Consider the following 26,357-nt stretch of genomic DNA (forward strand, 5'->3'; position numbering starts at 1 on the left):
ACTCACATGATGAGTCACGGCGCGGTCGCAGTGGATACAGGGAACACTGCGAAGTTGAAAAACAAGGGGGCAGGGATGTTGCTGGTAAAAAAATTAAATCATCATCGCGTTCTATCATTGTTAGCGCTGGCGCTAACCGTTGTTCCATTTACGCTACCGCAGGCCGCTGTTATCGCCGCTTTGCCCGGGACAATGCAGGCGGCTATCTCCGTTTCCGAAAGTCAGCAACGCATCCGGCAGGCGTTTTCCAGCGCCGATCAGCCGTTTTATCTGGCACCGCTGGCGACGCTCTATGCATCCCGCCATATGCAACCACTCTGGCAGGATCCTCAGGCGATACAAAAATTTCAGCAGCAGCTGGCTGAAGTGGCACTTTCCGGTGTTCAGCCACAGTTCACGCGCTGGATTGAGCGTCTGACAAACCCGGCGATCACCGGCTTTGCCCGGGATGTCGCGCTGTCCGATGCGATGCTGGGCTATCTGCAATTTGTTTCGAATGTGCCGACGCAGGGTGAAACCTGGCTTTACAGCAATGTTCCCTACCGGCTGACACAGCCGTCGGTGGCGGTCGTGAATCAGTGGCAGAACGCGGTCAATGCAGGATCGGGCAACACGTTTATTGCGTCACTGCAGCCGCAGCACCCGCAGTATCAGCCGATGCACGCCGCGCTGAAAACCCTGCTAGGTGATAAGCAGCCCTGGCCGCAGCTGAAGAGCAGTGAAACGCTGCGTCCGGGACAGGTCAGTGACGATGTGCCGGCGCTGCGTGAAATTCTGCAGCGCAGCGGCATGTTAACGGCGCAGGTTAATGCACCTGCACCGGATGACGATGCGGTGCCGGTGGCCGCCTCACCAGTGACCGACAGCGACCAGCCGGTTGCGGTCAGCCCTTCTGCCGCGCCAGTCGGCGATCTCTCTGCGCCTTCACTGCAATCGCCGGGTAACGTTCAGAGTCAGACGCTGGAAGGGAACACCGCCAATGTCTATGACGAGACGCTGGTGGCGGGTGTGAAGCGTTTCCAGCAGTGGCAGGGACTGGATGGCGACGGTGCTATCGGTGCCAGAACGCGGCAGTGGCTTAACGTCTCTCCGCAGATGCGTGCTTCGTTGCTGGCGCTGAACATTCAGCGACTGCGCCTGCTGCCGGACGATATGCACAACGGCATTATGGTGAACATCGCCAACTACTCGCTGATTTATTATAACAACGGTAACAAGATCCTCTCATCACGGGTCATTGTCGGGCGTCCCGATCGCAAAACGCCGTTGATGCGCAGCGCGCTCAATAATGTGGTGCTGAACCCGCCATGGAATGTGCCAACCACGCTGGTGCGTAAAGATATCATTCCGAAAGTGAAGCAGGATCCGACCTATCTCTATAAGCATGGCTATACCCTGCTGTCGGGCTGGAGCGCTGACGCTGAAGTGATCGACCCCAGCATGATCGACTGGCGCATGGTCACCGCTTCATCGTTCCCCTATCGGTTGATTCAGGCACCGGGTGTGGCGAATGCGCTGGGCCGCTATAAATTTAATATGCCCAGCTCAGATGCGATCTATCTGCACGACACGCCGAACCACAACCTGTTCCAGCGGGATATCCGCGCGCTCAGCTCAGGCTGCGTCCGGGTAAATAAAGCGTCCGAACTGGCGGGCTTATTACTGCAGGACGCGGGCTGGAACGATGCCCGCATCTCCAGTACGTTAAAAGAGGGTGACACCCGCTACGTGCCCATTCGGCATCGTATTCCGGTCAATCTCTATTATCTGACGGCGTGGGTCGCTGATGATGGCAAACCACAGTTCCGCACAGATATTTACAATTATGATGACACCGCGCGTTCGGGCAGCCAGGCTTTGAGTCGGGCTGAGCAATTGCTGCTCTAGTGATTGATTTTAAATCGTTAGCGGCGGGCCGGTTATTCAGAAAAATGTTATCAAATGGCGATTCCTGCAGGGATCGCCACGCAAACAGGTTGCAGATGGGTTGACGCTCTACTGAGAGAAAGTTATGGTTCGGGCTGTGCGCTTTTTGCACATTTCTATGGCTTCACTCTCAGGTAAATCGTTACATGTCTACTATTGATTCTTTTCGTCGCAAACTACTGCTGTGCGGTAGCGCCGCCGCCGGTCTGGCATTATTACCCGCTTCTGCAAGGGCCTCGCTTTCTACCTCTCGCCCGCGTGTATTGATGCTTAATAATCTTCATACCGGTGAAACCCTTAAAACTGAGTTTTTTAATGGTAAGAGTTACGACAAGGATGAGTTGTCACGATTAAATCACTTTTTCCGTGACTATCGCGCCAATAAAGTGAAAAGCATCGATCCGCACCTGTTTGATCAAATCTTCCGGCTGCAGGCGCTGCTGGGAATGCGTAAACCGATACAGCTGGTTTCGGGCTACCGTTCACTGGCAACCAACAACATGTTACGTGAGAGCGGTCCTGGGGTGGCAAAGCACAGCTATCACACCAAAGGCCAGGCAATGGATTTCCATATCGAAGGGGTTTCTCTGGCCAATGTACGCAAAGCGGCGTTATCTCTGCGTGCGGGTGGTGTAGGATATTATCCCCGCAGTAACTTTGTACATATTGATACCGGGCCGATCAGGCACTGGTAATGACACCGGCAACGCTGCGTGAGCCGGTCATGGAGCGTTATGAATTACCACATTATTCCTGTTACCGCGTTTGCCCAGAACTGTTCAGTTATCTGGTGCGAGTCCACTCGTGAAGCCGCGCTGGTTGATCCAGGCGGCGATGCCGATCTGATCAAAGAGACGCTGGAACAACGCCAGCTTAAACCTTCCCGGATTCTGCTGACCCATGGGCACCTTGATCACGTCGGGGCTGCCGTCGAGCTGGCTGCCTTCTGGCAGATTCCGATTGTCGGACCACAAAAGCGTGATGCATTCTGGCTGGAGGCGCTGCCTACCCAGAGCCGGATGTTCGGACTTGATGAATGCGCGCCTTTTACCCCAGATCGCTGGCTGGAAGAGGGGGAGAGCGTACAGGTAGGGCTGACCACGCTGGAAGTGCTGCATTGTCCGGGCCATTCGCCTGGCCACGTGGTGTTCTTTGATCGGCCAGGACGGTTACTGATTTCAGGTGACGTGATTTTTAATGGTGGTGTGGGACGCACAGACTTCCCGCAGGGCGATCATCAGCAGTTAATCAATGCTATCCGCACGAAACTGCTGCCGCTGGGCGATGATGTCACTTTTCTGCCCGGTCACGGCCCGATTTCTACGCTGGGGCATGAACGCATCAGCAATCCTTTCCTGCAATAAAAAATGGGCCAGCAGGCCCATTTTTCAATTCGGTCATCCTGCTTACAGCACGGCGACAATGGCTTCGCAGAGCGCCGACATATTGTCTGGCGTCATGCCCGCCACATTCACCCGCCCTGAGTTCACCGCGTAGACGCCAAACTCTTCACGCAGGCGAATGACCTGCTCTTTGGTTAAGCCACTGAATGAGAACATGCCGTTCTGCTTAATAATAAAGCTGAAGTCGCGCTGTGCGCCTTTGTCCGCCAGCGTGTTTACAAAGAGCTGGCGCATGCGCTGAATACGCTGGCGCATGTCCGACAGCTCCTGCTCCCAGATGGTACGCAGGGTATCGTTGCCCAGAATGGTGGCAACGATGGCGGCACCATGTGCCGGCGGATTGGAGTAGTTCGCGCGAATGGTGTACTTCACCTGACTGAACGCGGTATCAACCACGCTTGCTTCGGCGGCAACCAGCGTGATGGCACCAACACGCTCGTTATACAGGCCGAAATTCTTGGAGTAAGAGCTGGCGACGATCAGTTCCTGATGCGAGGCGGCAAAAATACGCAGGCCTTCTGCATCTTCCTCCAGACCACGGGCAAAACCCTGGTAAGCGAAGTCGAACAACGGCAGCCAGCCGTTGGCCTGTGACAGCTGCGCCAGCTGTTGCCACTGCTCAGCGGTCGGGTCGATACCGGTCGGGTTATGGCAGCAGCCGTGGAACAGCACCACGTCGCCTGGCTGAACCTGCTGCAGTGACGCCAGCATACCATCGAAATCGAGCGTATGGTTTGCCGGGTCGTAATAGTGGTATTCACAGACCTCAAGACCGGCAGCGTTAAACACGTTGTTGTGATTCGGCCAGCTTGGATTGCTGATCCAGACCCGCTTCACCGATGTTTGCGTGGCGAGGAAATCGGCTGCAACGCGTAGCGCGCCGGTACCACCCGGTGTCTGAGCCGTGCGAGCGCGGCCAGCGGTGATTAGCGGGCTCTGGTTGCCAAACAGCAGGGCCTGTGTGCAACGGGCAAAATCAGCCAGACCATCAATACTGAGATAGTTTTTGGTGGTTTCATTTTCCAGCAGATATTGCTCAGCTTTTTTAACACTGGTCAGCACCGGGGTCTTGCCGGTTTCGTCCTTATAGACGCCAATGCCCAGATTGATTTTTTCCGGGCGGTCGTCAGCACGAAACAGATCGGCCAGCCCAAGAATAGGATCGGCGGGTGCAGCAGAGATCGATTCAAACATGTGTCAGGTCCATTAGCGTGAACTTTAGCGAAAAGAGCTCTCAGGTTAGCGTCCGGCCAGACAAATGCCAACCGTTTGCGAGACAAATTCATACATTTTGCAGTGTGGATTGCACGACGGGGAAAGGTAGTGATTAAAGCGGGGTAACGGCGCGAGGAAAAACGCACCTGTTTGGAATAGCAGCCATAAAAAAACGGGGCCGTAGCCCCGTTTTTCAACATGTTTAAGCAGGATTAGAACTGGTAAACCAGGCCAACTGCTACAGTGTCATCAGTGTTCAGATTCAGACGGTTGTTGTCATCCAGCTGGTTGATCTGATAGTCCACATAGGTAGACATGTTTTTGTTGAAGTAGTAAGTCGCGCCGATATCAATATATTTGATCAGGTCAGCATCGCCCACGCCTTCGATATCCTTGCCTTTAGACTGAACATAAGCAATGGATGGACGCAGACCGAAGTCGAACTGATACTGTGCTACCAGCTCAATGTTCTGTGCTTTGTTTGCAAAGCCAGTGGTAGAGAACGCGTTACCGTTAGCCAGAGTACCGGTAGCAGTAACTGGTGTTGAGTTGCGAGTTTCACCGTACATTGCAGCCAGGTAAACGTTGTTTGCATCGTACTTGATTGCCGTTGCCCAGTTTTCAGCACGTTTACCAGCACCCTGGCCGGTGACAGTGGTAGTTGCATCACCGCCGCCATTAGCTTCGCTAGGTGTAACAGTTGTCTGTGCGCCTGCTGCCTGAGCATTAGTACGGTCGCTGCTGCTATAAGCACCTACGATACCCAGACCGATTGGTGAGGTATAAGAGGTTGAAACGCCCCAGCCGTCGCCGTTAGCACGACGGATTTCATCACGGTCGTTTTTGCCCTGATACTGAGCAGCAAAGTCCCAGCCATCAACCAGGCCGAAGAAGTTAGTGTTGCGATAAGTCAGCAGGCCGGTGCTACGACCATTCATGAAGTTATCTGAGTATCCTGAGTCGCCACCGAACTCTGGCAGCATATCGGTCCAGCCGATTGCATCATAAACCACACCGTAGTTACGGCCGTAGTCGATTGAGCCCGCATCACCGAATTTCAGACCGGCGAAGCCCAGACGGGTCTTGTTGCCGTCTTGTGCGTCAGAACCTTCAGAGTTGTTCGCCTGAACGTTGTATTCCCACTGGCCGTAACCGGTCAGCTGGTCGTTAATCTGAGTTTCACCCTTGAAGCCGAAGCGAACGTAAGTATTGTCGCCATCGTTGCCGTCGTTATCAGAGAAGTAATGCAGGCCAACAGCTTTACCGTACAGGTCCAGTTTGTTGCCGTCTTTGTTATAGATTTCTGCAGCGTTTGCTGCGCCGGCGGCTAACAGAGCAGGGATAACCACTGCAAGAATATTGCGCTTCATCATTATTCATTACCCTCATTGGAGTTATTTGTACACCTGCCACTGCCGTCAAGAAACCTTTACGGGAACCCTGAACGAAGTTTGGTGTCTTCCTGTGTCTGCACGCATCTTTCCATCCCACCCGCCGTAATTCTAGCGCTTAAATGCTACTAAACTCGTAATCTTGTTTCAGTAAGAAAATATGTATTACAAAATGTAAAAAACACGGAACTTTGTGAGAGAACTCAAAATTTACAAAAATAAAAAAAGGCCGGCAGTGCCGACCTCGTTATATATATGAATTTCTTATATTTAATGCCGAATATCAGAAACTCGCGTTGCGTGGGGTGCGCGGGAAGGGGATTACGTCCCTGACATTTTGTACGCCGGTGACATAGGCGATTAAACGTTCAAAGCCTAATCCAAAGCCAGAATGTGGCACGGTACCGTAGCGACGCAGGTCACGATACCACCAGTAATCTTCTTTATTCAGCCCCATCTCTTCCAGACGCGCATCCAGGACATCCAGACGTTCTTCACGCTGTGAACCGCCAATGATCTCACCAATGCCTGGCGCCAGAACATCCATCGCCGCCACGGTTTTGCCATCGTCATTCAGGCGCATATAGAACGCCTTAATGTCTTTCGGATAGTTTTTCACCACCACCGGTGCTTTAAAGTGTTTCTCCGCCAGGTAACGCTCATGCTCAGAGGAGAGGTCAATACCCCAGGAAACCGGGTTTTCGAAGGTCTGACCGCAGTTCATCAGGATCTCAACCGCATCGGTGTAATCCACCTGCGCGAAATCGGTGGTGATGAAACGCTGCAGACGCTCAACCGCCTCTTTATCTACCCGCTCAGCAAAGAAGGCCATGTCATCGGCACGCTCTTCCAGTACCGCGTTGAAGACATACTTCAGCATTGATTCGGCCAGTGCAGCGGCATCATCCAGTGAGGCAAAGGCGATTTCCGGCTCCAGCATCCAGAATTCCGCCAGATGGCGGCTGGTGTTGGAGTTCTCTGCGCGGAACGTCGGACCGAAGGTGTAGATCTTCGACAGGGCGCTGGCATAGGTTTCGCCATTCAGCTGACCAGAAACGGTCAGGAACGCCTCTTTACCAAAGAAATCTTCGCTGAAGTCAACTTTGCCCTGATCGTTACGCGGCAGGTTTTCCATATCCAGCGTAGAGACACGGAACATTTCGCCGGCACCTTCGGTATCGGAGGCGGTAATCAGCGGCGTCGAGACCCAGAAATAGCCATTTTCATGGAAGAAGCGATGCAGCGCCTGCGCCAGGGTGTGGCGAACGCGGGCGACCGCGCCAATCAGGTTGGTGCGCGGACGCAGGTGAGCCACTTCGCGCAGATACTCGATACTGTGGCGTTTCGCCGCCATCGGGTAGCTGTCGGGATCTTCCACCCAGCCTACGACTTCCAGGCTGGTCGCCTGAATCTCAAACGCCTGGCCCTGACCCGGTGAGGCCACCACTTTACCGGTGACGATAACGGAACAGCCCGTGGTCAGACGCAGCACTTCATCCTGATAATTATTCAGAGAATTATTGACGACAGCCTGAACGGGATTAAAGCAGGAGCCGTCATAGACAGCGATGAAGGAAAGACCGGCTTTGGAATCTCTTCGGGTACGCACCCAACCACGTACGGTGACTTCACTGTCAACCGCGACGCGACCGTGCAGTACGTCCGCTACAGGCACTACGCTCATAAATATCTCTCTATATAGAAGAAGTGAGTAAAAAAGTTGCCCCATCCGGGGTTTTGCTATGTTACTTGCGAGTCTTCAGGAAACAAGCAAAATTCAGGGGGAAAGCAGATTTATTACAGCAGAGGCGGGGCGTATCAACGCCCCGATAAGAAGAGGATTAACTCGCTTTTTTTACCAGCGGCAGATCAAAAGCTTTACGCAGGGCTCTGACAAAGGCTTTATCCTGGCAGATGGTTTTGCCCGGGCTGTCTGAGAGTTTCGCCACCGGCTTGCCATTGCACTGCACCAGTTTGATAACGATGTTCAGTGGCGTCACGCCCGGAATATCGCAGGTGAGGCGGGTACCGATGCCGAACACCACGTTCGTCCGCTGGCCAAAGTGGCGGTACAGCGCCAGCGCTTTGTCGAGATTTAAGTTGTCAGAAAAGACCAGGTGTTTGCTTTGCGGATCGATACCCAGCTTCTGGTAGTGGGCGAGGGCTTTCTCGCCCCATTCGACCGGATCGCCGGAGTCGTGGCGCAGTCCCTGGTAGCGGCGGGCAAACACCGGGCCGAAATCGCGCAGGAATGCGTCCATGGCGATGCAATCGGTCAGGGCGATGCCCAGCTTATCGTCATACTCATCCAGCCACGCCTGCAGCGCCGCGCGCTGGCTGTTGGCCAGTACCGGACTGATCTGCTGGAAGGCCTGGAACCACTCATGCGCCTGTGTTCCCACCGGCGTCAGTGACAGACGGCGCGCCAGATCATAGTTACTGGTGCCAATCAGCCACGGAAATTCCTGTTTCAGCGTTGAGACGATCGACTGCTGCACATCCTGCGAATAACGACGACGGGTGCCAAAATCCATCAGGCGGAAGCGTGACATATCAAGGTCAGCCACCTGGGCTTTAAAGTCGCCGAGTTTCTGATGTAAGTGGTCAAGTGCCTGCTGAGTAGTGACCTGCGGCGTGCGATGACGATGCACAATCTCACTGATCAGCGCCAGCAGCGGCACCTCCCACATGATCACTTCTCGCCACGGCCCCTGAATACGGAGTTCCAGCTTGCCATGATGATTGCGCACCTCAACCTGATCCGGGTTATAGCGGAACTGGCGTAACCAGCTGAGGTAATCCTGCCGGAAGAAGGGAAGGTGAGACAACCAGGTCGCTTCATCATCAGTCAGCGCCAGGTGTTGCATTGCGGTTATCGCGTCACGAATTTCGTCAGCGTAGAGACCCAGCAGTTCGTCGCCGCGGCAGCGAAACTCCGCCGCCACCGTTATGTCATGATAGCGGTGGAAAACGGCCTGCTGCATATGGAGCTTATAGGCGTCCGTATCCAGCAGCGAGGTCAGTATCGGGGAAGCATGTCCTGTCATGGCGCGTTTCAGCATCCTGTTCGGTGGCGCAGAGCCCGGTGTTGTACACAGTCATAAAGACGCAAAAGTATAATTCACTATCTGAAGCCGATCACAGCATATTTCAGTCGGGCGGGTCGAGGCCAATCTGTGCCATTGTTAACAAAGTGTAGCCATCTCACCCTTTAGGTGCATTGTGCGTGGCAAGCTTGTAGTAACAAGCTTAGACTTTGCCGGTAAACTTATAACAACGCGAGACGCAATATGACGCAACAGCCCCAAATCAAGTATCGCCACGACTACCGTGCGCCTGAGTACACCATCACCGATATCGATTTAACTTTTGAACTGGATGCGTCCACCACCCGCGTAACGGCCATCAGCCAGGTTAAACGGCTGGGCGACAGCAAGGCTGAGCTGCGACTGGACGGCGAAGCGTTAACGCTGATTGCGCTGGAGGTTGACGGGCAAGCCTGGACGGCCTTCCGTGAAGAAGAGGGCGCACTGGTCATCAGCCAGCTGCCGGAAAGCTTCACCCTGAAAATTATTAACGATATTCACCCGGATCAGAACACCGCGCTGGAAGGGCTGTATAAATCGGGCGAGGCGCTCTGCACCCAATGTGAGGCTGAAGGCTTTCGTCATATTACCTGGTATCTCGATCGCCCCGACGTGCTGGCGCGCTTTACCACCACCATTTATGCCGATGGTGAGCGCTATCCATTCCTGCTCTCCAACGGTAACCGGATTGATAGCGGCCGGGATGAGCAGGGTCGCAGCTGGGTGAAGTGGCAGGATCCGTTCCCGAAACCCTGCTACCTGTTTGCGCTGGTGGCGGGCGATTTCGACGTGCTGCGCGACAGCTTCACTACCCGTTCAGGACGTGATGTGGCGCTGGAGATCTTCGTCGATCGCGGTAACCTCGACCGTGCCGACTGGGCGATGACGTCGCTGAAAAACAGCATGAAGTGGGATGAAGAGCGTTTCGGTCTGGAGTATGACCTCGACATCTTTATGATCGTGGCGGTGGACTTCTTCAACATGGGCGCCATGGAGAACAAAGGCCTTAACGTCTTCAATGCCAAATATGTGCTGGCTAAAGCGGAAACGGCGACGGACAAAGATTACCTGGGCATTGAAGCGGTTATCGGTCACGAATATTTCCATAACTGGACCGGTAACCGTGTGACCTGCCGCGACTGGTTCCAGCTCAGCCTGAAAGAGGGACTGACGGTGTTCCGCGATCAGGAGTTCAGCTCTGATCTGGGTTCACGCGCGGTGAATCGCATTGATAACGTGCGTATCGTACGCGGTGCGCAGTTCGCCGAAGATGCCAGCCCGATGGCACACCCGATCCGTCCGGATCAGGTCATCGAGATGAACAACTTCTATACCCTGACGGTGTATGAAAAAGGGTCAGAAGTGATCCGTATGATGCACACCCTGCTGGGTGAAGAGAATTTCCAGAAGGGCATGAAGCTCTATTTTGATCGTCACGACGGCAGCGCCGCCACCTGTGATGATTTTGTTCAGGCGATGGAAGATGCCTCGAATGTTGACCTGTCGCAGTTCCGCCGCTGGTACAGCCAGTCCGGTACGCCAGTGCTGACGGTGCGCGACGATTACAACCCGGAGCTGGAGCAGTATACGCTGCACGTCACGCAGCACACGCCTGCGACTGCCGATCAGAAAGAGAAGCTGCCGCTGCATATCCCGCTGGATATTGAACTCTACGATGGCGAAGGCAAGGTGATCCCGCTGCAGAATAATGGTCATCCGGTACATCATGTGCTGAATGTTACCGAGGAGTTCCAGACCTTTATTTTCGATAATGTCTACTTCCAGCCAGTGCCGTCGCTGCTGCGCGAATTCTCTGCTCCGGTGAAGCTTGATTACAAATGGAGTGATGCTCAGCTCACCTTCCTGATGCGTCATGCACGCAACGACTTCTCCCGCTGGGATGCGGCTCAGAGCCTGCTGGCGACCTATATCCGTCTGAATGTCGCCCGCTATCAGCAGGGCCAGCATCTGTCACTGCCGCTGCATGTCGCCGACGCCTTCCGCGCGGTGCTGCTGGATACCGACTGCGACCCGGCACTGACCGCGCTGATTCTGACGCTGCCGTCGGAAAATGAGATTGCCGAGCTGTTTGATACTATCGATCCGCAGGCAATTGCGCTGGTGCGTGACGCGCTGCAACGCACGCTGGCACGCGAACTGGCCGATGAGTTTTTTGCGATCTACAACGCCAATCAGCAGCCTGAATACCGCGTGGAGCATGACGCGATTGGTCAGCGCAGCCTGAAAAATATCTGCCTGACCTATCTCGCCTTCAGCGATGCGCAGCTGGCGGATAAACTGGTGCAGACCCAGTATCACCAGGCGACCAACATGACCGATGCGCTGGCGGCGCTTTCTGCTGCTGTTGCGGCACAGTTACCGTGCCGTGATGCGCTGCTGGCAGCTTACGATGAGCGCTGGCATCAGGATGGTCTGGTGATGGACAAATGGTTTGTGCTGCAGGCGACCAGTCCGGCCGCTAACGTGATGCGCAATGTGCGTCAGCTTCTGAATCATCGCTCCTTCACCATGAGTAATCCGAACCGCGTTCGCTCGCTGGTGGGTGCCTTTGCCTCGGCTAACCCGGCCGCCTTCCATGCTAAAGATGGCAGCGGGTACAAGTTCCTGGTGGAGATGCTTACCGACCTTAACACCCGCAATCCGCAGGTTGCGGCACGGATGGTGGAGCCGCTGATTCGCCTGAAACGTTATGACGAAGGCCGTCAGGCGATGATGCGCCAGGCGCTGGAGCAGCTGCTGGAGCTGGATAAACTTTCTGGCGACCTCTACGAGAAAATTACCCGGGCACTGAACGCCTGATAATTAAAAAGGGGAGTGTCTGAGACACTCCCCTTTTTTAGCGCTGCTGCGCGTAACGAACCGGCTGCGGTCGTTCCGTACGCTGCATGACCCGATCCAGTACCTCCGCTTCCAGCTCGGCCAGCCGCGCCGATCCGCGACGGCGAGGACGAGGCAGATCCACCAGCAGATCCAGCCCGATCTGACCCTCTTCGATCAACAGCACGCGATCTGCCATCACCACCGCTTCACTGACATCATGCGTGACCAGCAGCACGGTAAAGTGATGCTGCTGCCACAGTGACTCAATCAATCCCTGCATCTCAATGCGGGTCAGGGCATCCAGCGCCCCCAGCGGTTCATCCAGCAGCAGTAAACCGGGCCGGTGGATCAGCGCTCTGGCCAGTGCGACGCGCTGTTTCTGGCCGCCGGAGAGGGCGGCTGGCCACTCATCAGCCCGATCGGCGAGGCCTACCGCCGCCAGCGCATCCAGCGCCGCGCTGCGCCATTCGCGTCCGCGCAGACCCAGTCCGACGTTATCGATCACTTTTTTCCACGGCAGCAGTCGCGCATCCTGAAACATCAGGCGGGTATCTTCACGAGCCGACTGCAGCGGCGCATTGCCTGCCAGCAGTTCACCGCTGGAGCTCTGTTCGAGACCGGCCAGCAGGCGCAGCAGCGTGCTTTTGCCACAGCCGCTGCGACCCACCACCGCCACAAACTGACCTGAGGGAATATGCAGGTCAATCTTATTGAGAATGGTGCGGCTGCCATACTGTTTGCTGACGCCGTTAACGCCAACCGGGGTACCGGTGTTGAGGCGCGCCGGTGAGAGAGTCTGGCTCATGCGTTCTCCTCCTTCAGTTGATAAGCGGGATGCCAGCGCAGCCAGACACGTTCAAGCAACAACGCGGCGACATCCGCCAGTTTGCCGAGCAGGGCGTAAAGAATAATGGCGACCACCACCACATCGGTCTGCAGGAATTCACGCGCGTTCATGGCCAGATAGCCGATACCCGCGTTGGCAGAGATGGTCTCTGCGACTATCAGCGTCAGCCACATCAGACCCAGCGCGAAACGCACGCCGACCATAATATTGGGCAGCGCGCCGGGCAGGATCACCTGAATAAACAGGCTCCAGCCGGAAAGGCCATAGCTGCGCGCCATCTCAACCAGCCCGCGATCGATGTTGCGGATGCCGTGATAAGTATTCAGGTAGATCGGGAACAGCGTCCCCAGCGCCACCAGAAAGATCTTGGCGGACTCATCAATACCGAACCAGAGGATTACCAGCGGGATCAGCGCCAGATGCGGCACATTGCGCAGCATCTGTACCGAGGTATCCAGCAGTCGTTCACCGGTTCTGGAGGTGCCGGTAATCAGCCCGAGCAGCAGGCCGATAGAACCGCCGATACTGAAGCCGATCAGCGCCCGCCAGCTACTGATCGCCAGATGCTGCCAGAGTTCACCACTGGCGGTCAGCTGCCAGAAGGTGGTCACAATTTTCTCCGGTGCGGGCAGAATACGGGTCGACAACCAGCCGGTTTGCGAGGCAATCTGCCACACCACGACCAGCAGCGTCGGCAGCAGCCAGGGCACCAGAGTATCAGCAAGGCGTTTTCGGGTTCTGGTCATCATGCTCTCCTCAGCCCCGGGCGACTTTTTTCTCAGGGGTAAAATCGTTGGCTACCGCTTCACCGTGTGCCTGAACCACGCGCGGCTGGGGCACCAGTGGAACCTGCAGGTCAAGATGCGGGAACAGCAGTTCGCCGACGCGATAAGCCTCTTCCAGGTGCGGATAACCCGACAGGATGAAGGTCTCAATGCCCAGCGCTTCATACTCTTTGATGCGTGCGGCCACGGTCGGGCCATCGCCGACCAGCGCGGTCCCGGCTCCGCTGCGCACCAGGCCGACGCCTGCCCACAGGTTAGGGCTGATTTCGAGCTTGTCGCGGCGACCGCCATGGAGTGCGGCCATCCGGCGCTGCCCCACAGAATCTGCCCGCTGGAACGCCGCCTGCGCTTTCGCGATGGTGGCGTCATCCACATTGGCAATCAGTTTGTCTGCGGCCTGCCAGGCCTCTTCATTGGTTTCACGCACGATCACATGCAGACGGATGCCGAACCGGACGGTGCGTCCCTGGGCAGCCGCTTTCGCACGCACCTGATCAATCTTCTCTTTAACCTGCGCAGGGGGTTCGCCCCAGGTGAGGTAGACATCGACCTGTTCGGCCGCCAGCTCCTGGGCGGGTTCAGAAGAGCCACCAAACCACAGCGGGGGACGAGGCTGCTGCACCGGTTTAAACATCAGACGCGCACCGCGTACCTTCACGTGCTTGCCTTCATAATCGACGGTTTCGCCTTCCAGCACCCGACGCCAGACGCGGGTAAACTCGGCGGATTCCGCGTAACGCTCGCGGTGATCCAGGAACACACCGTCGCCAGCCAGCTCTTCCGGATCGCCGCCGGTCACCAGATTAAACAGCGCACGTCCGTTAGAAAGACGGTCCAGCGTAGCGGCCTGACGCGCTGCCTGGGTTGGTGAAATCACCCCAGGACGCAACGCCACCAGGAATCGCAGGCGCTGCGTCACCGGAATCAGCGAGGCGGCAACCAGCCAGGCATCTTCACAGGAGCGGCCGGTCGGGATCAGTACGCCACCAAAACCGAGGCGGTCAGCGGCCTGCGCCACCTGTTGCAGATAGGCGTGATCAACCGGTCGCGCCCCTTCGGCGGTACCAAGATAGTGACCGTCGCCATGCGTCGGCAGGAACCAGAAAATGGATACGCTCATTGTTGCTCCTTATTGCGTCACGGTATGCGGATGCCAGATGCGATCCTGAATCGTCACTTTTACTGGCAAGAGATGATTGGCATAGAACAGGTCAGCGGTGCGCTGCTGAGCTGCGGCAGTTTCGGCACTGACCGGCGAAATGCGGGTGGGTGGCCGATGGCTGAGGTAGCTGGCGATAACCGGTTCGGGCAAGCCCATCGCCTGTGCCAGTAACGTGGTGCTCTGCTGACGCTGGCTGATTGTCAGCGCGTCAGCAGAGCTGAAGGTGTCGAGCACCTGCTGAATAAACGCGCCATGGGCCTCGGCGTAGCTGCGCGTCGCTAAATAGAAGGAGCCGGTCAGGTTAAGGGAGCTGCCATCAATCAGCAGGCGCGAATTCCCCTGCAGCATCACCGATGAATAGTAGGGGTCCCAGATTGCCCAGGCATCAACGTCACCCTGCTGGAAGGCGGCGCGCGCATCGGCGGGGGTGAGATAGACCGGCGTGATGTCTTTAAAGGTCAGACCCGCCTGCTGTAAGGCGCGCAGCAGTAAGTTGTGAGAGCTGGAGCCTTTCTGGAAAGCCACTTTCTTGCCTTTCAGATCCGCAACCTGTTTCAGCGGGCTGCTTTTTGGCACCAGAATCACTTCCGCTTTGGGTTTTGGCGGCTCCGCGCCGACATAGAGCAGATCCGCGCCCGCGGCCTGGGCAAACAGCGGGGGAAGATCACCGGTACTGCCCAGGTCGATACTGTTGATATTCAGCGCTTCCAGCATTTGTGGGCCTGCAGGAAACTCGATCCACTTAATCCGGGTATGGGGAAAACGCTTCTCCAGTAACTGATGTGACTTCGCCAGCACCATGCTGACCGAACCTTTTTGATAGCCGATGCGAATCTCAGACGGATCGGATTCGGCGGCCTGTACCTGAAGGCCGGCCAGCAGAAGTCCGGCCACCAGCCACTTTCCTAATCTCAGCTTCATCGATCGCTTCCTTATACCGCTTGCGCAACGGGATGGTGGTGACGGGTCAGTGCCAGCCAGAAGGCGGAGACGGCCTCATCCAGGCGCTGTGACAGTGAATCCTGCAGTTCGGGCTGACGGTCGTAATGACTGATCTGATGATCCTCGGCATAAACACCATGCAGGATCTCCTGCGCCTTTAAGGCGTTGAGCACCGGCTTCAGGGCGTAGTCCAGCGCCAGCATATGACCGGCACTGCCGCCGCTGGCCAGCGGTAAAACGACTTTGTGTTCCAGTGCGCGTTCAGGCAGCAGATCGAGCAGCGTCTTCAGCGCACCCGAAAACGACGCTTTATAGATAGGTGTCGCAATAATCAGTCCATCAGCCGAAGCCAGATCGTCACGCAGGGCGAGAAGCGCAGGTGCATCAAAACGCGCATTGATTAAATCGTCAGGCTGAAAGTTGTGAATATTCCACGGAATGACTTCAATACCACGCGCCTCCAGCTTGTGCTGACACAGCGTCAGCAGTGAGGTTGAGCGGGAGGGGAATCGTGGGCTGCCTGCCAGCGTAATAACTCGCATCATCACTCCTTATAACTAAAAGTTATTGATTATCAAATGTTGAGAACTTATGCCTTCATACTGTCAGAGCAGGGGAGTGGGCTTAAATGATTTATCCGGCAAAGTAAGGGTGAAATCTGCAAATAGAAGGCGTTGCGACAGATGTCAGCATCGCCGCTTCCGATAATTCTTAAATTAAGCGCTGACAGCGGAACAATTCATTAAGGGGCATGATACGAGATCGTCAAAATGTGTCGGTTGAGCAGAAAAAATATCTTTCGTCTGATTGCTTAATCATTTTTTCTGAGAGTGGCGCGACCATAAAGCGCAACGGCTGACAAAATAGCGCTGCGAAGCAGCACAGAATCAGCTTATCTGCGGCAGCCTCTGCCAAAGATTAAGATTTATCGCAGAAAGCAAACTGTAATAATAATGAAGGAATGCTGAACTTATTCATCGTTTCAGATGTTCGCTTACAGATTTCTGAATCTGGTTACGTCTGCTTTGCAGGGCTAATTTAAATCGATCCTCAACGGTTTTAACATTACTGCGGGCTATAGATGCACTTTCGTTAAGAGTGATGCTCACATGAAACATTAAGATGATTTTTACGGCTGGTCTTTTTTCGCATTACAGGTTTAAGATAATCGGGCTCAATGAAAGCAATCATAATAATCGCGCCTTACTCTTTTCGACGTTTCGCCTCTGGTCAGAACCTGCATCAGGCAGGTGAATCGTATTGTCATTTTCTAACAGCAGAGAATTGCATATGTCTGACATCCTGTTATCCGTTATTATTCCAACCTACAATGTTGAGAAATATATTGTAGAGTGCGTCGATTCGTTATTACGCCAGGTTAAAGCGCCCAATGAAATAATCATTGTGAATGATGGATCTACTGATGGAACATTAGCCTTAATTGAACAGAATTATGCGCATCTTTCCCAGGTGAAAGTGATCACCATTGAAAATGGCGGCCTCGGCAATGCACGGGACACCGGCATTGCACTGGCAAAGGGTCAGTTTCTCTTTTTCTGTGACCCGGATGATGTCGTGGTTGATGGCCTCGTCACTGAGCTGGCAATGGTGGCGGAGAAGCATCCTGAAACGGATCTTTTCTGTTTTAACTCCTGCGTCTATGAAGATGGCCACATTGATATCACCTCGCCAAAAGTGAAGCATGACCAGTTTGGCCAGCAGAAACCACAGGAGGTCTTTCTGCGCCTGCTGCGTAATGGCAGATATACCTCTGCCGTCTGGAATTACGCCTTAAGAAAAAGCGTCATTGAACAGCATAAGTTGCGCTTTGTACGTCGGGTTCATGAAGACCACAACTTTACGCTCTCCGTGTTTATGAAATGCCAGCACGCATGGGTCAGCCGTCAGGTCTATTATAAGCAGCGCATCCGCAGTGGTTCACTGACCAACAGTACCAAAGGCAATGAGTTTTTCTATCAGCGCTATGACGCTTTTATGCATGCTTATAATACGTTAATCAGTTCGCTCCCTAAATCAGCCTGGCGTAGTTCGCTGGAAAAGTCTTATTTACTTCATTCGTTCCGTCTGATGATCTATTTGTCTCTCTATAATAAAACGCCGGTGCCGGAATATGTCTGTAATGCCATTCGCTTTATGGGTCGTAATGTAAAATCAGAAAATCTTAAAGAGTGGTTGTTGTTTAATCGCCCGGAGCTCTTTATTGCGCTGCAGCACTACAAGGTTAAAAAAGAGCTCAAGCGCGCAGCCTGATTCTGAAAAATGTTTAGCGATATTGTTTATGCCTTAGCGAAATGAGAAGGTGAGACATGCAATGTGTATAAGGTTGTTGCGACATGGCAAAAGTACTCGATAAAAGTCTGGTTATTAATATTTTCTCGCTGCTGGCTTACCGTGGCGCATCGTTTCTGTTTCCGCTGGCCACGCTGCCCTATCTTGCCCGCGTTCTGGGTGTAGAGCAGATGGGTACGCTGGCGCTGGCGATCGCCTGCGTGCTTTATTGCAGCACCATCTCCGACTGGGGATTCAATGTCTTTACCACCAAAGATATTGCTCACCATCGTGATGACAAAGAACGCGTCAGCCAGCTCTTCTGGTCAACGTTTAACGCCAAGCTGATGCTGCTGGTGGTCACCAGCGGCACGCTGCTGACCGCGACCTGGTTCAATCCCTCCTGGCACCCTCTGTTCTTCATCATTCTGGCGAACTGCACCACGCTGGTCGGCTCGCTGTTTTCATTCGGCTGGCTGATGCAGGGCTTTGAGAAGCTGGGTAAGACGGCGATGATCGCCACCTTCGGTAACTTCTGTGCGATTCCGCTGACCTTTTTGCTGGTGAAATCTCCGCAGGATACCTGGCTGGCTGCCCTGATCCCTGGCGCGGTCTCCATTATCAGCGCGGCGATTACGCTGAAGTTTGTGCTGGAGATGAAAGTCATAGGCCGCTATCGCTTTGAACCACGCGAAATCAAACAGCGCATCACCGACAGCATGGATGTATTTATCGCCATTGCCGGCGCTAACCTTTTCAACAGCGTCAACGTGGTGATTCTCGCCACCTTTGCTTCTACTTATATGGTCGGGATCTACAACGGCGCCGATCGCCTGCGTAAAGCGGCCAACTCTGTGCCGGAGCAGATCGGCAGCGCCTTCTTCCCGCGCGTCAGCCACCTGTTCGGCCGGGATAAACGGGCCGCGATTGCCGCGACACGCAAAAGCCTGCTGCTGTCGTTTTCCCTGAGTCTGTCGATTGTAATCTTCACCTGGTTCTTTGCTGACCTGGTGGTCTCAATATTGCTGGGTAAAGACTTTATCCAGTCAGCGGATGTGCTGCGCGTCTTTGTGCTCTGCTTCCTGTTTGGCAACATTGCCTACCCGGCTGGATTACAGATTCTGATCCCACATGGTCTGGCCCGCCAGCGTATGTGGGTGATGATGGCCGCTGGTGTGGTTAACGTGCCGCTCTGCTGTTTCCTGGCGTGGAAGTTTGGCGCAATCGGTGCCGCATGGTCGATGGTCGGGGCTGAAGCGTTCGTCTGTCTCGGTATTTTTGGCATCATGCAACGTCACGGCATCCTGCGGGAATATCTGTTTCCCTCTGAGGTGAAAAATCACCCCGTAAACGATTCCGCCGCGTAAGATCAAAGCATTTTCAGATAGTTTTATGCATCCCCGCTGTTCGATTTACTTTTGCGCCAGAGCACTTTACCATTCTGGCGCACAATTTCCCGTGCACCGACTTTCACGATCGCTTCCGTCCTTCAGGAGAGTGCATGTTTTATCCTATCGTCCGACCGGCGCTGTTTAAACTTGATCCCGAACGCGCACACGAACTCACTTTTCAGCAACTGCGTTTTATGAACGGCACCCCACTGGAGATGTTTTATCGCCAGAATCTGCCGTCGCGTCCGGTCACCTGTATGGGACTGACCTTTAAGAATGCCCTGGGCCTGGCGGCGGGTCTGGATAAGAACGCAGAGTGTATTGATGCGTTTGCGGCGATGGGCTTTGGCTTTGTTGAAGTCGGCACCGTCACGCCGCGCGCCCAGGCGGGGAACGATAAGCCACGCATGTTTCGTCTGGTGGAAGCGGGCGGAATTATCAATCGGATGGGGTTTAATAATCTGGGTGTTGATCACCTGGTTGAAAACGTGAAGAAAGCGCGCTTTAACGGCGTGCTGGGGATCAATATCGGTAAAAATAAAGATACGCCGGTCGAGCAGGGAAAAGATGATTATCTCATCTGCATGGAAAAGGTTTATGCCCACGCCGGTTATATCGCCATCAATATTTCCTCACCTAACACCCCAGGTTTACGTTCGCTGCAATATGGCGAGGCGCTGGATGATCTGCTTTCTTCCATCAAACAGAAACAAAAAGAGCTGGAACAGCGTCATCTGAAATATGTTCCGCTGGCCGTAAAAATTGCGCCCGATCTCTCTGAAGAAGAGTTAATTCAGGTCGCGGACAGTTTAATTCGTCATCAGATTGATGGCGTGATTGCCAGCAATACCACGCTCGATCGTTCACTGGTGAGCGGTCTTAAGCATGCTGAGGAAGCGGGTGGGTTAAGTGGACGGCCAGTGCAGTCGCGCAGCACGGCGGTGATACAGCGCCTCTCTCAGGAACTGCAGGGACGGTTGCCGATTATTGGCGTAGGCGGGATCGATTCTCTGACGGCAGCGCGTGAAAAAATCGCCGCCGGGGCAACACTGGTTCAGATTTATTCAGGCTTTATTTATCAGGGGCCAGGCTTAATTAAAGATATCGTCACCCATCTCTAAGACAATTCTCACAATCATTGGCCGGGGGGTTTATTTATCCCCTCGGCTCGTTTATATTTTGTCCTGTTGCACGCTTTTTCAGCTTTTCCTTATGTTTCTTTTTTCGCTGAATTCTGCGTGATTTTTGGCGCAGCGGTAAATACAGGGCACACGATGAAAATTAAACCCGATGATAACTGGCGTTGGTATTTTGACAGCAGCCACGACCGAATGATGCTCGACCTGGCAGACGGTATGCTTTTCCGTTCCCGTTATTCCCGCAAGATGCTCACGCCGGATGCCTTCACTGAATCGGGTTTTTGTGTCGATGACGCCGCCCTTTATTACACCTTTGAAGAGACCTGCCGTCAGTGCAAACTCAGTGGCAGCCATCGCGCCGAACTGGTGTTAAATGCGCTGGTCGCTGCACGCTTCCTCAAGCCACTGATGCCGAAAAGCTGGCATTTTGCCTCTTATGCCCCGGCAATGCAGCCCCGTCCCGGTGAAATGGTACAGGTTACGCTGGCAGAAGAGGGAACGCAGGCACGCCTGCTGGTGGTTGAGAGTGGCGATAACGCGGCACTCTGCCTGCTGGCGCAGCCGGGATTGACGCTGGCCGGAAAAAACATGGTGCTCGGCGATGCTATTAAGGTGATGAACGATCGCCTGCAGCCCCTGTATCAGGATGTCGCGCCGCGCTACGCCCGCGCAGTCTGACTACCTCAGTTCTACATCGCCAGCCGGAATACAGCTGCAGCTCAACAGCGTGCCGTCCTGACGCAGGGCGCTCTGTTTCAGCGCCTTAACCTCACCCGCAACCAGACTCAGCTTGCAACTGCCGCACAGTCCCGCCCGACAGGAGTAGGGGATCCGGAAGCCCTGCATCTCCAGCTGATCCAGTAATACCTGCTGATTATCCCCGGTGAACGTCTGACCCTGAAACGTGATAGTCACGGCATCTGGCGCCTGCTGCTTTGGTTTCAGTGTTTCGACCACTTCACCGGCACCATAGCTGCGCGGTGCATGACGTTTCAGGACAATCATCTCATCACCGGCGCGCACCACCCCGCTGTTGCGCGCCACTAAGTTCAGACCGAAATCAATATCCCCGCTGCCATCCAGGGCGGTACGGAACGTCTGCAGCGTGGCCAGCGGATGACCGGCAGGATGCTTAACGCCGGTTTCGGTGCTGACAGTGGTGAGCACGCAGCGACTGCATGGCTTAGGCACCTCGAATATCACGTCGCCAATCTGAATCTCCGCCCAGCTGTCTTCATCCCATGCGGCAGCGCCGCTGACGACCAGATTCGGACGAAACTGTTCGGCACGGACGCTGGCCGGGCAGCGCTGTTGCAGATCATGCAGCGACGCGTTGTTGATCAGCAAAAACGGAAAGCCGTCGGCAAAGCTCAGCGGAATATGATTAAACGCTTTAACCCGGCGGCTGGGTTGCGGCCCGACCCAGCGCAACTGAACCTCACGCGGGAAGAACTGGCTCAGCCATTGGTTAATCGCACGCGGCGCTATGCGCGCGGTGAAATGATTTCCCCAGACTTCGGTGGGGTGATCCTGCTCATCGAAATCGCTGAAGCGGATCAGGGAGTGACTGCCATCCGGGGCCGTCAGCAGCAGGCCATCCGGTAAAATCGCGGGCGTGAAGCGCACCATCTCCGGGTGCTGACGCGCGGTAATAAAGGTGCCATCAGGTTCGGTCACCATAAACAGACGATCAAATGCCAGTCCGCTGTCAGTGACCAGCGCGTGTGACAGCGCTAATCCCCGCATCGACTTCACAGGATGAATAAATAAGCGGGAAAGCGTGATCATGGTGTTCTCCTTGAACCCGACGCGCAGCACAAAAGAAGCTAACTTTATGACATAGGTCTCCGATTCGCTATAATGCGCGACAATTTTCTCAAGAGTTAAAAAGTGACGATATGAATTCTCTGTTTGCCAGCACGGCGCGTGGGCTCGAAGAGCTGTTAAAAAGTGAGCTGGACGCGCTGGGCGCGCAGGATTTGCAAGTGGTGCAGGGAGGCGTTCACTACGAAGCCGACGATCGCACTATGTACCAAAGCCTGATGTGGAGTCGTTTAGCATCACGCATCCTGTTGCCGCTGGGAGAGTTTGGCGTCTACAGCGATCTGGATCTCTATCTGGGCGTGCAGAGCGTGGACTGGCCGACGATGTTCGGCAGCGACAAAACCTTTGTTGTGCATTTCAGCGGCACCAACGATTCGATCCGTAACAGCCAGTTTGGTGCGCTGAAAGTGAAAGATGCCATCGTGGACAGCTTTACCCGTCAGAACCTCGAACGACCCAACGTCGATCGTGAGCAGGCAGATATCCGTGTCAACGTCTGGCTGAATGACGATCGCGCCAGCATTGCGCTGGATCTTAGCGGCAGCTCGCTGCATCAGCGTGGTTATCGCCAGCAGACCGGTCAGGCGCCGTTAAAAGAGACCCTGGCGGCGGCCATCGTGCTGCGTTCTGGCTGGGAGCCGACGACACCGCTGATCGATCCGATGTGTGGTTCCGGTACGCTGCTGATTGAAGCCGCACTGATTGCCTGCGATCGTGCGCCAGGCCTGCTGCGCAAGCACTGGGGCTTCACCGCCTGGAGCCAGTTTAACGCTGCGTTGTGGCAGGACGTTAAAACCGAGGCGCAGAATCGTGCCCGCACTGGTACGGCTGCCACTCAGGCGCGCTTCTTTGGCTACGACAATAATGGTCGGGTGCTGGAGTGGGCGCAGGCGAATGCCCGCCGCGCTGGCGTCTTTGAACTTTTCACCTTCGGCCAGCAGGATCTGCTGAAGCTGACTAATCCGGTCGATCCGGCGGTTCACGGTACGGTGCTGAGTAATCCTCCTTACGGTGAACGTCTGGAGAGCGAACCAGCCCTGATTGCGCTGCACAGCCAGCTCGGACGTCTGATGAAGCAGCATTTTGGCGGCTGGAACCTGTCGCTGTTCAGCGCCTCGCCTGAACTGCTGAGCTGCCTGCAGCTGCGTGCCGATCGCCAGTTTAAAGCGAAGAACGGTCCGCTGGATTGCGTGCAGAAAAACTATAAGCTGGCGGTTAACAGCCATGAAAGCGCCGGACAGATTGCGGAAGATTACGCTAACCGCCTGCGTAAAAACGTGAAGAAACTGGAGAAGTGGGCGCGTCAGGAAGGCATTGAATGCTACCGTATTTACGATGCCGATCTGCCAGACTACAACGTTGCTGTCGATCGCTATGGCGACTGGGTGATTATCCAGGAGTACGCGCCACCGAAAACCATCGATCCTGATAAAGCGCGTCAGCGTCTGTTCGATGTCATCAGCGCAACGCTGAGCGTGCTGCAACTGCCTGCCGACCGTCTGATTATGAAAACGCGTGAACGCCAGAAAGGCAAAGCGCAGTATCAGAAGCTCAGCGAGAAGGGCGACTATTTCGAAGTTAAAGAGTTTAATGCGCGTTTCTGGGTGAATCTGACCGACTATCTCGATACCGGCCTGTTCCTCGATCACCGCATTGCCCGTAAAATGCTGGGCCAGATGAGTCAGGGCAAAGATTTCCTGAACCTGTTTGCCTATACCGGTACCGCCAGTGTGCATGCCGGTCTGGGTGGCGCGCGTTCAACCACCACGGTAGATATGTCGCGTACCTATCTGGAGTGGGCGGAGCGCAACCTGCGTCTTAACGGACTGACCGGGCGTCAGCACCGTCTGATGCAGGCGGACTGTCTGAGCTGGCTGAATGAGAGTGACGAGAACTTTGACCTGATCTTTATCGATCCGCCAACGTTCTCCAACTCAAAACGTATGGAAGAGAGCTTCGACGTTCAGCGCGATCATATGATGCTGATGCGTAACCTGAAGCGCCTGCTGCGTCGCGGCGGCACCATCATGTTCTCCAATAACAAACGCGGTTTCAAAATGGACATGGATGGCCTGAAATCACTGGGCCTGCAGGCGCAGGATATTACCCAGAAAACGCAGTCGCAGGACTTCGCGCGTAACCGTCAAATTCACAACTGCTGGCTGATCACTCACGCCGGTAAGGAATAAGCTTACATGTCATTAATCAGTATCCACGGCGCTTATCTCTCCTTCAGCGATGCGCCGCTGTTAGACAATACCGAACTGCACATCGAAGAGAACGAACGCGTCTGTCTGGTGGGCCGTAACGGTGCGGGTAAATCCACGCTGATGAAAATCATCAATGGCGAACAGCCACTGGATGATGGCCGCATTATTTATGAAACCGATCTGGTCGTGGCGCGTCTGCAACAGGATCCGCCGCGCAATATTACCGGTTCGGTGTATGACTTCGTGGCCGAGGGCGTTGAAGAGCAGGCTGAGCATCTGAAAGCCTATCACGCCATTTCCCATGTGGTGATGGAAGATCCCAGCGATAAAAACCTCAATGAGATGGCGCGTCTGCAGAGCATTCTCGACCACCAGAATCTGTGGCAGCTGGAGAGCCGCATCCATGACGTGCTGGAGCAGATTGGTCTGCAGCCCGATACCGAGCTGTCGTCGCTCTCGGGCGGCTGGCTGCGTAAAGCGGCACTGGGCCGTGCGCTGGTGAGTAACCCGCGCGTCCTGATGCTGGATGAGCCAACCAACCACCTCGATATCGAAACCATCGACTGGCTGGAAACGTTCCTGAAGAACTTCACCGGCAGCATCATCTTTATTTCCCATGACCGTTCGTTTATCCGCAACATGGCGACGCGCATTGTCGATCTGGACCGTGGCAAGCTGGTCTCCTGGCCAGGCAACTACGATCTCTATCTGGAAGGCAAAGAGGAAGCGTTGCGCGTTGAAGAGATGCAGAACGCCGAATTTGACCGTAAGCTGGCGCAGGAAGAGGTGTGGATCCGTCAGGGCATCAAAGCCCGTCGTACCCGTAATGAAGGTCGTGTGCGTGCACTGAAAGCGCTGCGTCGTGAACATTCAGAACGTCGTGAAGTGATGGGCAAAGCCAACATGCAGGTGGGCGAAGCGTCCCGTTCCGGCAAGATTGTCTTTGAGCTGGAAAATGTCGACTACGCGGTCGATGGCAAAGTGCTGGTGAAGGACTTCTCAACCCAGGTGCAGCGTGGCGACAAAATTGCGCTGATCGGGCCAAATGGCTGCGGGAAAACTACCTTACTACGCCTGATGCTGCAGCAGCTGAAAGCTGACCATGGTCGTGTGCATTCCGGCACCAAGCTGGAAGTAGCCTACTTTGACCAGCATCGCGCTGAACTGGATCCGGATCGCACCGTGATGGACAACCTGGCCGAAGGCAAGCAGGAAGTACTGGTCAACGGCAAACCGCGCCACGTACTGGGCTATCTGCAGGACTTCCTGTTCCATCCAAAACGTGCCATGACGCCGGTGCGCGCCCTTTCGGGCGGTGAACGTAACCGTCTGCTGCTGGCACGCCTGTTCCTGCGTCCCAGCAACCTGATGATTCTGGATGAACCGACTAACGACCTTGACGTCGAAACGCTGGAACTGCTGGAAGAGCTGATTGATGGTTATCAGGGCACCGTGTTACTGGTGAGCCACGATCGTCAGTTCGTCGATAATACCGTTACCGAGTGCTGGATTTTTGAAGGCAACGGTGAGATTGGTACCTTTGTTGGCGGTTATCACGATGCTCAGCAGCAGCGCGCCGCCTACCGGCAGCACAAGGCGGCAGCACCGGCGAAAGCGACGGGCAACGCCTCTAAGCCTGCAACCGAGAAGGGTGATGCGAAGCGTAGCGTGAATAAACTCAGCTACAATCTGGCGCGTGAGCTGGAACAGCTGCCGCAAAAACTGGAGCAGCTGGAAGCGCGTATCGGAGAACTGCAGGCGAAGATGAGTCATCCCGACTTCTTCAGTCAGGCACACGATCAGACGCAACCGGTGCTGGATAATCTGGCTCAGACTGAGCAGGAGCTGGAAACCGCTTTTGCGCGCTGGGAAGAGCTAGAGTCACTGAAAAACGGCGCGTAGGGCA

20 protein-coding genes are annotated in these 26,357 nt (G+C 54.9%); 10 read left to right on the forward strand and 10 right to left on the reverse strand.

Annotated features, from left to right (window positions below):
* Window positions 1–75: 75 nt before the first annotated feature.
* The 3 genes from ldtD to NR201_RS05195 all read left to right on the forward strand — a co-directional run bounded on the left by ldtD (window position 76) and on the right by NR201_RS05195 (window position 3,290).
* Window positions 76–1,887: a L,D-transpeptidase gene (gene ldtD / locus NR201_RS05185; RefSeq protein WP_256849440.1), complete on the forward strand. Its 1,812-nt coding sequence runs from the start codon at window positions 76–78 to the stop codon at window positions 1,885–1,887.
* Window positions 1,888–2,072: 185 nt separating this feature from the next.
* Complete coding sequence (locus NR201_RS05190; protein ID WP_010254972.1) at window positions 2,073–2,621, forward strand: YcbK family protein; 549 nt, start codon at window positions 2,073–2,075, stop codon at window positions 2,619–2,621.
* 39 nt (window positions 2,622–2,660) lie between these two features.
* Window positions 2,661–3,290: an MBL fold metallo-hydrolase gene (locus tag NR201_RS05195; RefSeq protein ID WP_010669767.1), complete on the forward strand. Its 630-nt coding sequence runs from the start codon at window positions 2,661–2,663 to the stop codon at window positions 3,288–3,290.
* A gap of 42 nt (window positions 3,291–3,332) precedes the next feature.
* Here the strand turns inward: NR201_RS05195 and NR201_RS05200 are convergent, their stop codons facing one another.
* The 4 genes from NR201_RS05200 to pncB form a co-directional block, all read right to left on the reverse strand.
* On the reverse strand, window positions 3,333–4,523 hold the full coding sequence (locus NR201_RS05200) for an amino acid aminotransferase (protein ID WP_256849441.1): 1,191 nt from the start codon (window positions 4,521–4,523) through the stop codon (window positions 3,333–3,335).
* A 233-nt stretch (window positions 4,524–4,756) separates the two neighbouring features.
* Window positions 4,757–5,917, reverse strand: a complete 1,161-nt coding sequence (gene ompF / locus NR201_RS05205) for a porin OmpF (protein WP_039387579.1) — start codon at window positions 5,915–5,917, stop codon at window positions 4,757–4,759.
* 301 nt (window positions 5,918–6,218) lie between these two features.
* A complete protein-coding gene (gene asnS / locus NR201_RS05210; RefSeq protein WP_010254981.1) occupies window positions 6,219–7,619 on the reverse strand; it encodes an asparagine--tRNA ligase in 1,401 nt (466 codons plus the stop codon).
* A gap of 157 nt (window positions 7,620–7,776) precedes the next feature.
* The gene (gene pncB, locus NR201_RS05215) at window positions 7,777–8,982 is read right to left on the reverse strand and encodes a nicotinate phosphoribosyltransferase (protein ID WP_010669771.1); all 1,206 of its coding nucleotides are present in this window, start codon (window positions 8,980–8,982) and stop codon (window positions 7,777–7,779) included.
* A gap of 243 nt (window positions 8,983–9,225) precedes the next feature.
* On the opposite strand from pncB, the gene pepN reads away from it, so the two are divergent.
* A complete protein-coding gene (gene pepN / locus NR201_RS05220; protein ID WP_256849442.1) occupies window positions 9,226–11,841 on the forward strand; it encodes an aminopeptidase N in 2,616 nt (871 codons plus the stop codon).
* 37 nt (window positions 11,842–11,878) lie between these two features.
* On the opposite strand, the gene ssuB is transcribed toward pepN, so the two are convergent.
* The 5 genes from ssuB to ssuE are packed head-to-tail and all read right to left on the reverse strand — an operon-like array spanning window position 11,879 to window position 16,140.
* Window positions 11,879–12,667 carry an aliphatic sulfonates ABC transporter ATP-binding protein gene (gene ssuB / locus NR201_RS05225; protein ID WP_010254985.1) on the reverse strand — a complete coding sequence of 263 codons (789 nt, stop codon included), beginning with the start codon at window positions 12,665–12,667 and terminating at the stop codon, window positions 11,879–11,881.
* Entirely contained in the window at window positions 12,664–13,455 is a 792-nt protein-coding gene (gene ssuC, locus NR201_RS05230; protein WP_010254987.1) for an aliphatic sulfonate ABC transporter permease SsuC, read from the reverse strand. The genes ssuB and ssuC overlap by 4 nt, the downstream gene beginning before the upstream one ends.
* Before the next feature lie 10 nt (window positions 13,456–13,465).
* Window positions 13,466–14,614, reverse strand: a complete 1,149-nt coding sequence (gene ssuD / locus NR201_RS05235; RefSeq protein WP_022625932.1) for an FMNH2-dependent alkanesulfonate monooxygenase — start codon at window positions 14,612–14,614, stop codon at window positions 13,466–13,468.
* A gap of 9 nt (window positions 14,615–14,623) precedes the next feature.
* On the reverse strand, window positions 14,624–15,577 hold the full coding sequence (locus tag NR201_RS05240) for a sulfonate ABC transporter substrate-binding protein (protein ID WP_249406198.1): 954 nt from the start codon (window positions 15,575–15,577) through the stop codon (window positions 14,624–14,626).
* A gap of 11 nt (window positions 15,578–15,588) precedes the next feature.
* Window positions 15,589–16,140: an NADPH-dependent FMN reductase gene (gene ssuE / locus NR201_RS05245; protein ID WP_010254991.1), complete on the reverse strand. Its 552-nt coding sequence runs from the start codon at window positions 16,138–16,140 to the stop codon at window positions 15,589–15,591.
* Between the two features lie 748 nt (window positions 16,141–16,888).
* Here ssuE and NR201_RS05250 point away from each other — a divergent pair.
* The 4 genes from NR201_RS05250 (at window position 16,889) to NR201_RS05265 (ending at window position 21,095) form a co-directional block, all read left to right on the forward strand.
* The gene (locus NR201_RS05250) at window positions 16,889–17,869 is read left to right on the forward strand and encodes a glycosyltransferase (protein ID WP_256849443.1); all 981 of its coding nucleotides are present in this window, start codon (window positions 16,889–16,891) and stop codon (window positions 17,867–17,869) included.
* An 83-nt stretch (window positions 17,870–17,952) separates the two neighbouring features.
* Window positions 17,953–19,254, forward strand: coding sequence for a flippase (locus NR201_RS05255; protein ID WP_052270876.1), 1,302 nt, complete (start codon window positions 17,953–17,955; stop codon window positions 19,252–19,254).
* A 134-nt stretch (window positions 19,255–19,388) separates the two neighbouring features.
* Window positions 19,389–20,399 (forward strand): quinone-dependent dihydroorotate dehydrogenase, encoded by a 1,011-nt coding sequence (gene pyrD, locus NR201_RS05260; protein WP_010255000.1) that lies wholly within the window; start codon window positions 19,389–19,391, stop codon window positions 20,397–20,399.
* Window positions 20,400–20,552: 153 nt separating this feature from the next.
* Window positions 20,553–21,095 carry a cell division protein ZapC gene (locus NR201_RS05265; RefSeq protein ID WP_033757182.1) on the forward strand — a complete coding sequence of 181 codons (543 nt, stop codon included), beginning with the start codon at window positions 20,553–20,555 and terminating at the stop codon, window positions 21,093–21,095.
* On the opposite strand, the gene NR201_RS05270 is transcribed toward NR201_RS05265, so the two are convergent.
* Entirely contained in the window at window positions 21,096–22,205 is a 1,110-nt protein-coding gene (locus tag NR201_RS05270) for a YcbX family protein (protein ID WP_033771293.1), read from the reverse strand. It abuts the gene before it with no gap.
* Between the two features lie 110 nt (window positions 22,206–22,315).
* On the opposite strand from NR201_RS05270, the gene rlmKL reads away from it, so the two are divergent.
* Together rlmKL and NR201_RS05280 are read left to right on the forward strand one after the other, a co-directional pair.
* Entirely contained in the window at window positions 22,316–24,430 is a 2,115-nt protein-coding gene (rlmKL, locus tag NR201_RS05275) for a bifunctional 23S rRNA (guanine(2069)-N(7))-methyltransferase RlmK/23S rRNA (guanine(2445)-N(2))-methyltransferase RlmL (RefSeq protein ID WP_033785545.1), read from the forward strand.
* A gap of 6 nt (window positions 24,431–24,436) precedes the next feature.
* Window positions 24,437–26,353, forward strand: a complete 1,917-nt coding sequence (locus tag NR201_RS05280; protein WP_010255011.1) for an ABC transporter ATP-binding protein — start codon at window positions 24,437–24,439, stop codon at window positions 26,351–26,353.
* The last annotated feature ends 4 nt before the right edge of the window (window positions 26,354–26,357 follow it).

Origin of the sequence: Pantoea sp. Fr-CA_6, assembly GCF_024520895.1 — a bacterium.
Classification (GTDB): Bacteria; Pseudomonadota; Gammaproteobacteria; order Enterobacterales; family Enterobacteriaceae; genus Pantoea; species Pantoea agglomerans.

What these genes read in the sequence shown, in the direction of transcription:
- ssuD (WP_022625932.1), bottom strand. Translation starts at nt 14,614, where the DNA reads ATGAGCGTATCCATTTTCTGGTTCCTGCCGACGCATGGCGACGGTCAC.
- rlmKL (WP_033785545.1), top strand. Translation starts at nt 22,316, where the DNA reads ATGAATTCTCTGTTTGCCAGCACGGCGCGTGGGCTCGAAGAGCTGTTA.
- ssuE (WP_010254991.1), bottom strand. Translation starts at nt 16,140, where the DNA reads ATGCGAGTTATTACGCTGGCAGGCAGCCCACGATTCCCCTCCCGCTCA.
- ssuB (WP_010254985.1), bottom strand. Translation starts at nt 12,667, where the DNA reads ATGAGCCAGACTCTCTCACCGGCGCGCCTCAACACCGGTACCCCGGTT.
- ssuC (WP_010254987.1), bottom strand. Translation starts at nt 13,455, where the DNA reads ATGACCAGAACCCGAAAACGCCTTGCTGATACTCTGGTGCCCTGGCTG.
- pncB (WP_010669771.1), bottom strand. Translation starts at nt 8,982, where the DNA reads ATGACAGGACATGCTTCCCCGATACTGACCTCGCTGCTGGATACGGAC.
- asnS (WP_010254981.1), bottom strand. Translation starts at nt 7,619, where the DNA reads ATGAGCGTAGTGCCTGTAGCGGACGTACTGCACGGTCGCGTCGCGGTT.
- NR201_RS05190 (WP_010254972.1), top strand. Translation starts at nt 2,073, where the DNA reads ATGTCTACTATTGATTCTTTTCGTCGCAAACTACTGCTGTGCGGTAGC.
- NR201_RS05255 (WP_052270876.1), top strand. Translation starts at nt 17,953, where the DNA reads ATGGCAAAAGTACTCGATAAAAGTCTGGTTATTAATATTTTCTCGCTG.
- NR201_RS05270 (WP_033771293.1), bottom strand. Translation starts at nt 22,205, where the DNA reads ATGATCACGCTTTCCCGCTTATTTATTCATCCTGTGAAGTCGATGCGG.
- NR201_RS05240 (WP_249406198.1), bottom strand. Translation starts at nt 15,577, where the DNA reads ATGAAGCTGAGATTAGGAAAGTGGCTGGTGGCCGGACTTCTGCTGGCC.
- NR201_RS05280 (WP_010255011.1), top strand. Translation starts at nt 24,437, where the DNA reads ATGTCATTAATCAGTATCCACGGCGCTTATCTCTCCTTCAGCGATGCG.
- NR201_RS05265 (WP_033757182.1), top strand. Translation starts at nt 20,553, where the DNA reads ATGAAAATTAAACCCGATGATAACTGGCGTTGGTATTTTGACAGCAGC.
- ompF (WP_039387579.1), bottom strand. Translation starts at nt 5,917, where the DNA reads ATGATGAAGCGCAATATTCTTGCAGTGGTTATCCCTGCTCTGTTAGCC.
- ldtD (WP_256849440.1), top strand. Translation starts at nt 76, where the DNA reads ATGTTGCTGGTAAAAAAATTAAATCATCATCGCGTTCTATCATTGTTA.
- NR201_RS05200 (WP_256849441.1), bottom strand. Translation starts at nt 4,523, where the DNA reads ATGTTTGAATCGATCTCTGCTGCACCCGCCGATCCTATTCTTGGGCTG.
- pepN (WP_256849442.1), top strand. Translation starts at nt 9,226, where the DNA reads ATGACGCAACAGCCCCAAATCAAGTATCGCCACGACTACCGTGCGCCT.
- NR201_RS05250 (WP_256849443.1), top strand. Translation starts at nt 16,889, where the DNA reads ATGTCTGACATCCTGTTATCCGTTATTATTCCAACCTACAATGTTGAG.
- pyrD (WP_010255000.1), top strand. Translation starts at nt 19,389, where the DNA reads ATGTTTTATCCTATCGTCCGACCGGCGCTGTTTAAACTTGATCCCGAA.
- NR201_RS05195 (WP_010669767.1), top strand. Translation starts at nt 2,661, where the DNA reads ATGAATTACCACATTATTCCTGTTACCGCGTTTGCCCAGAACTGTTCA.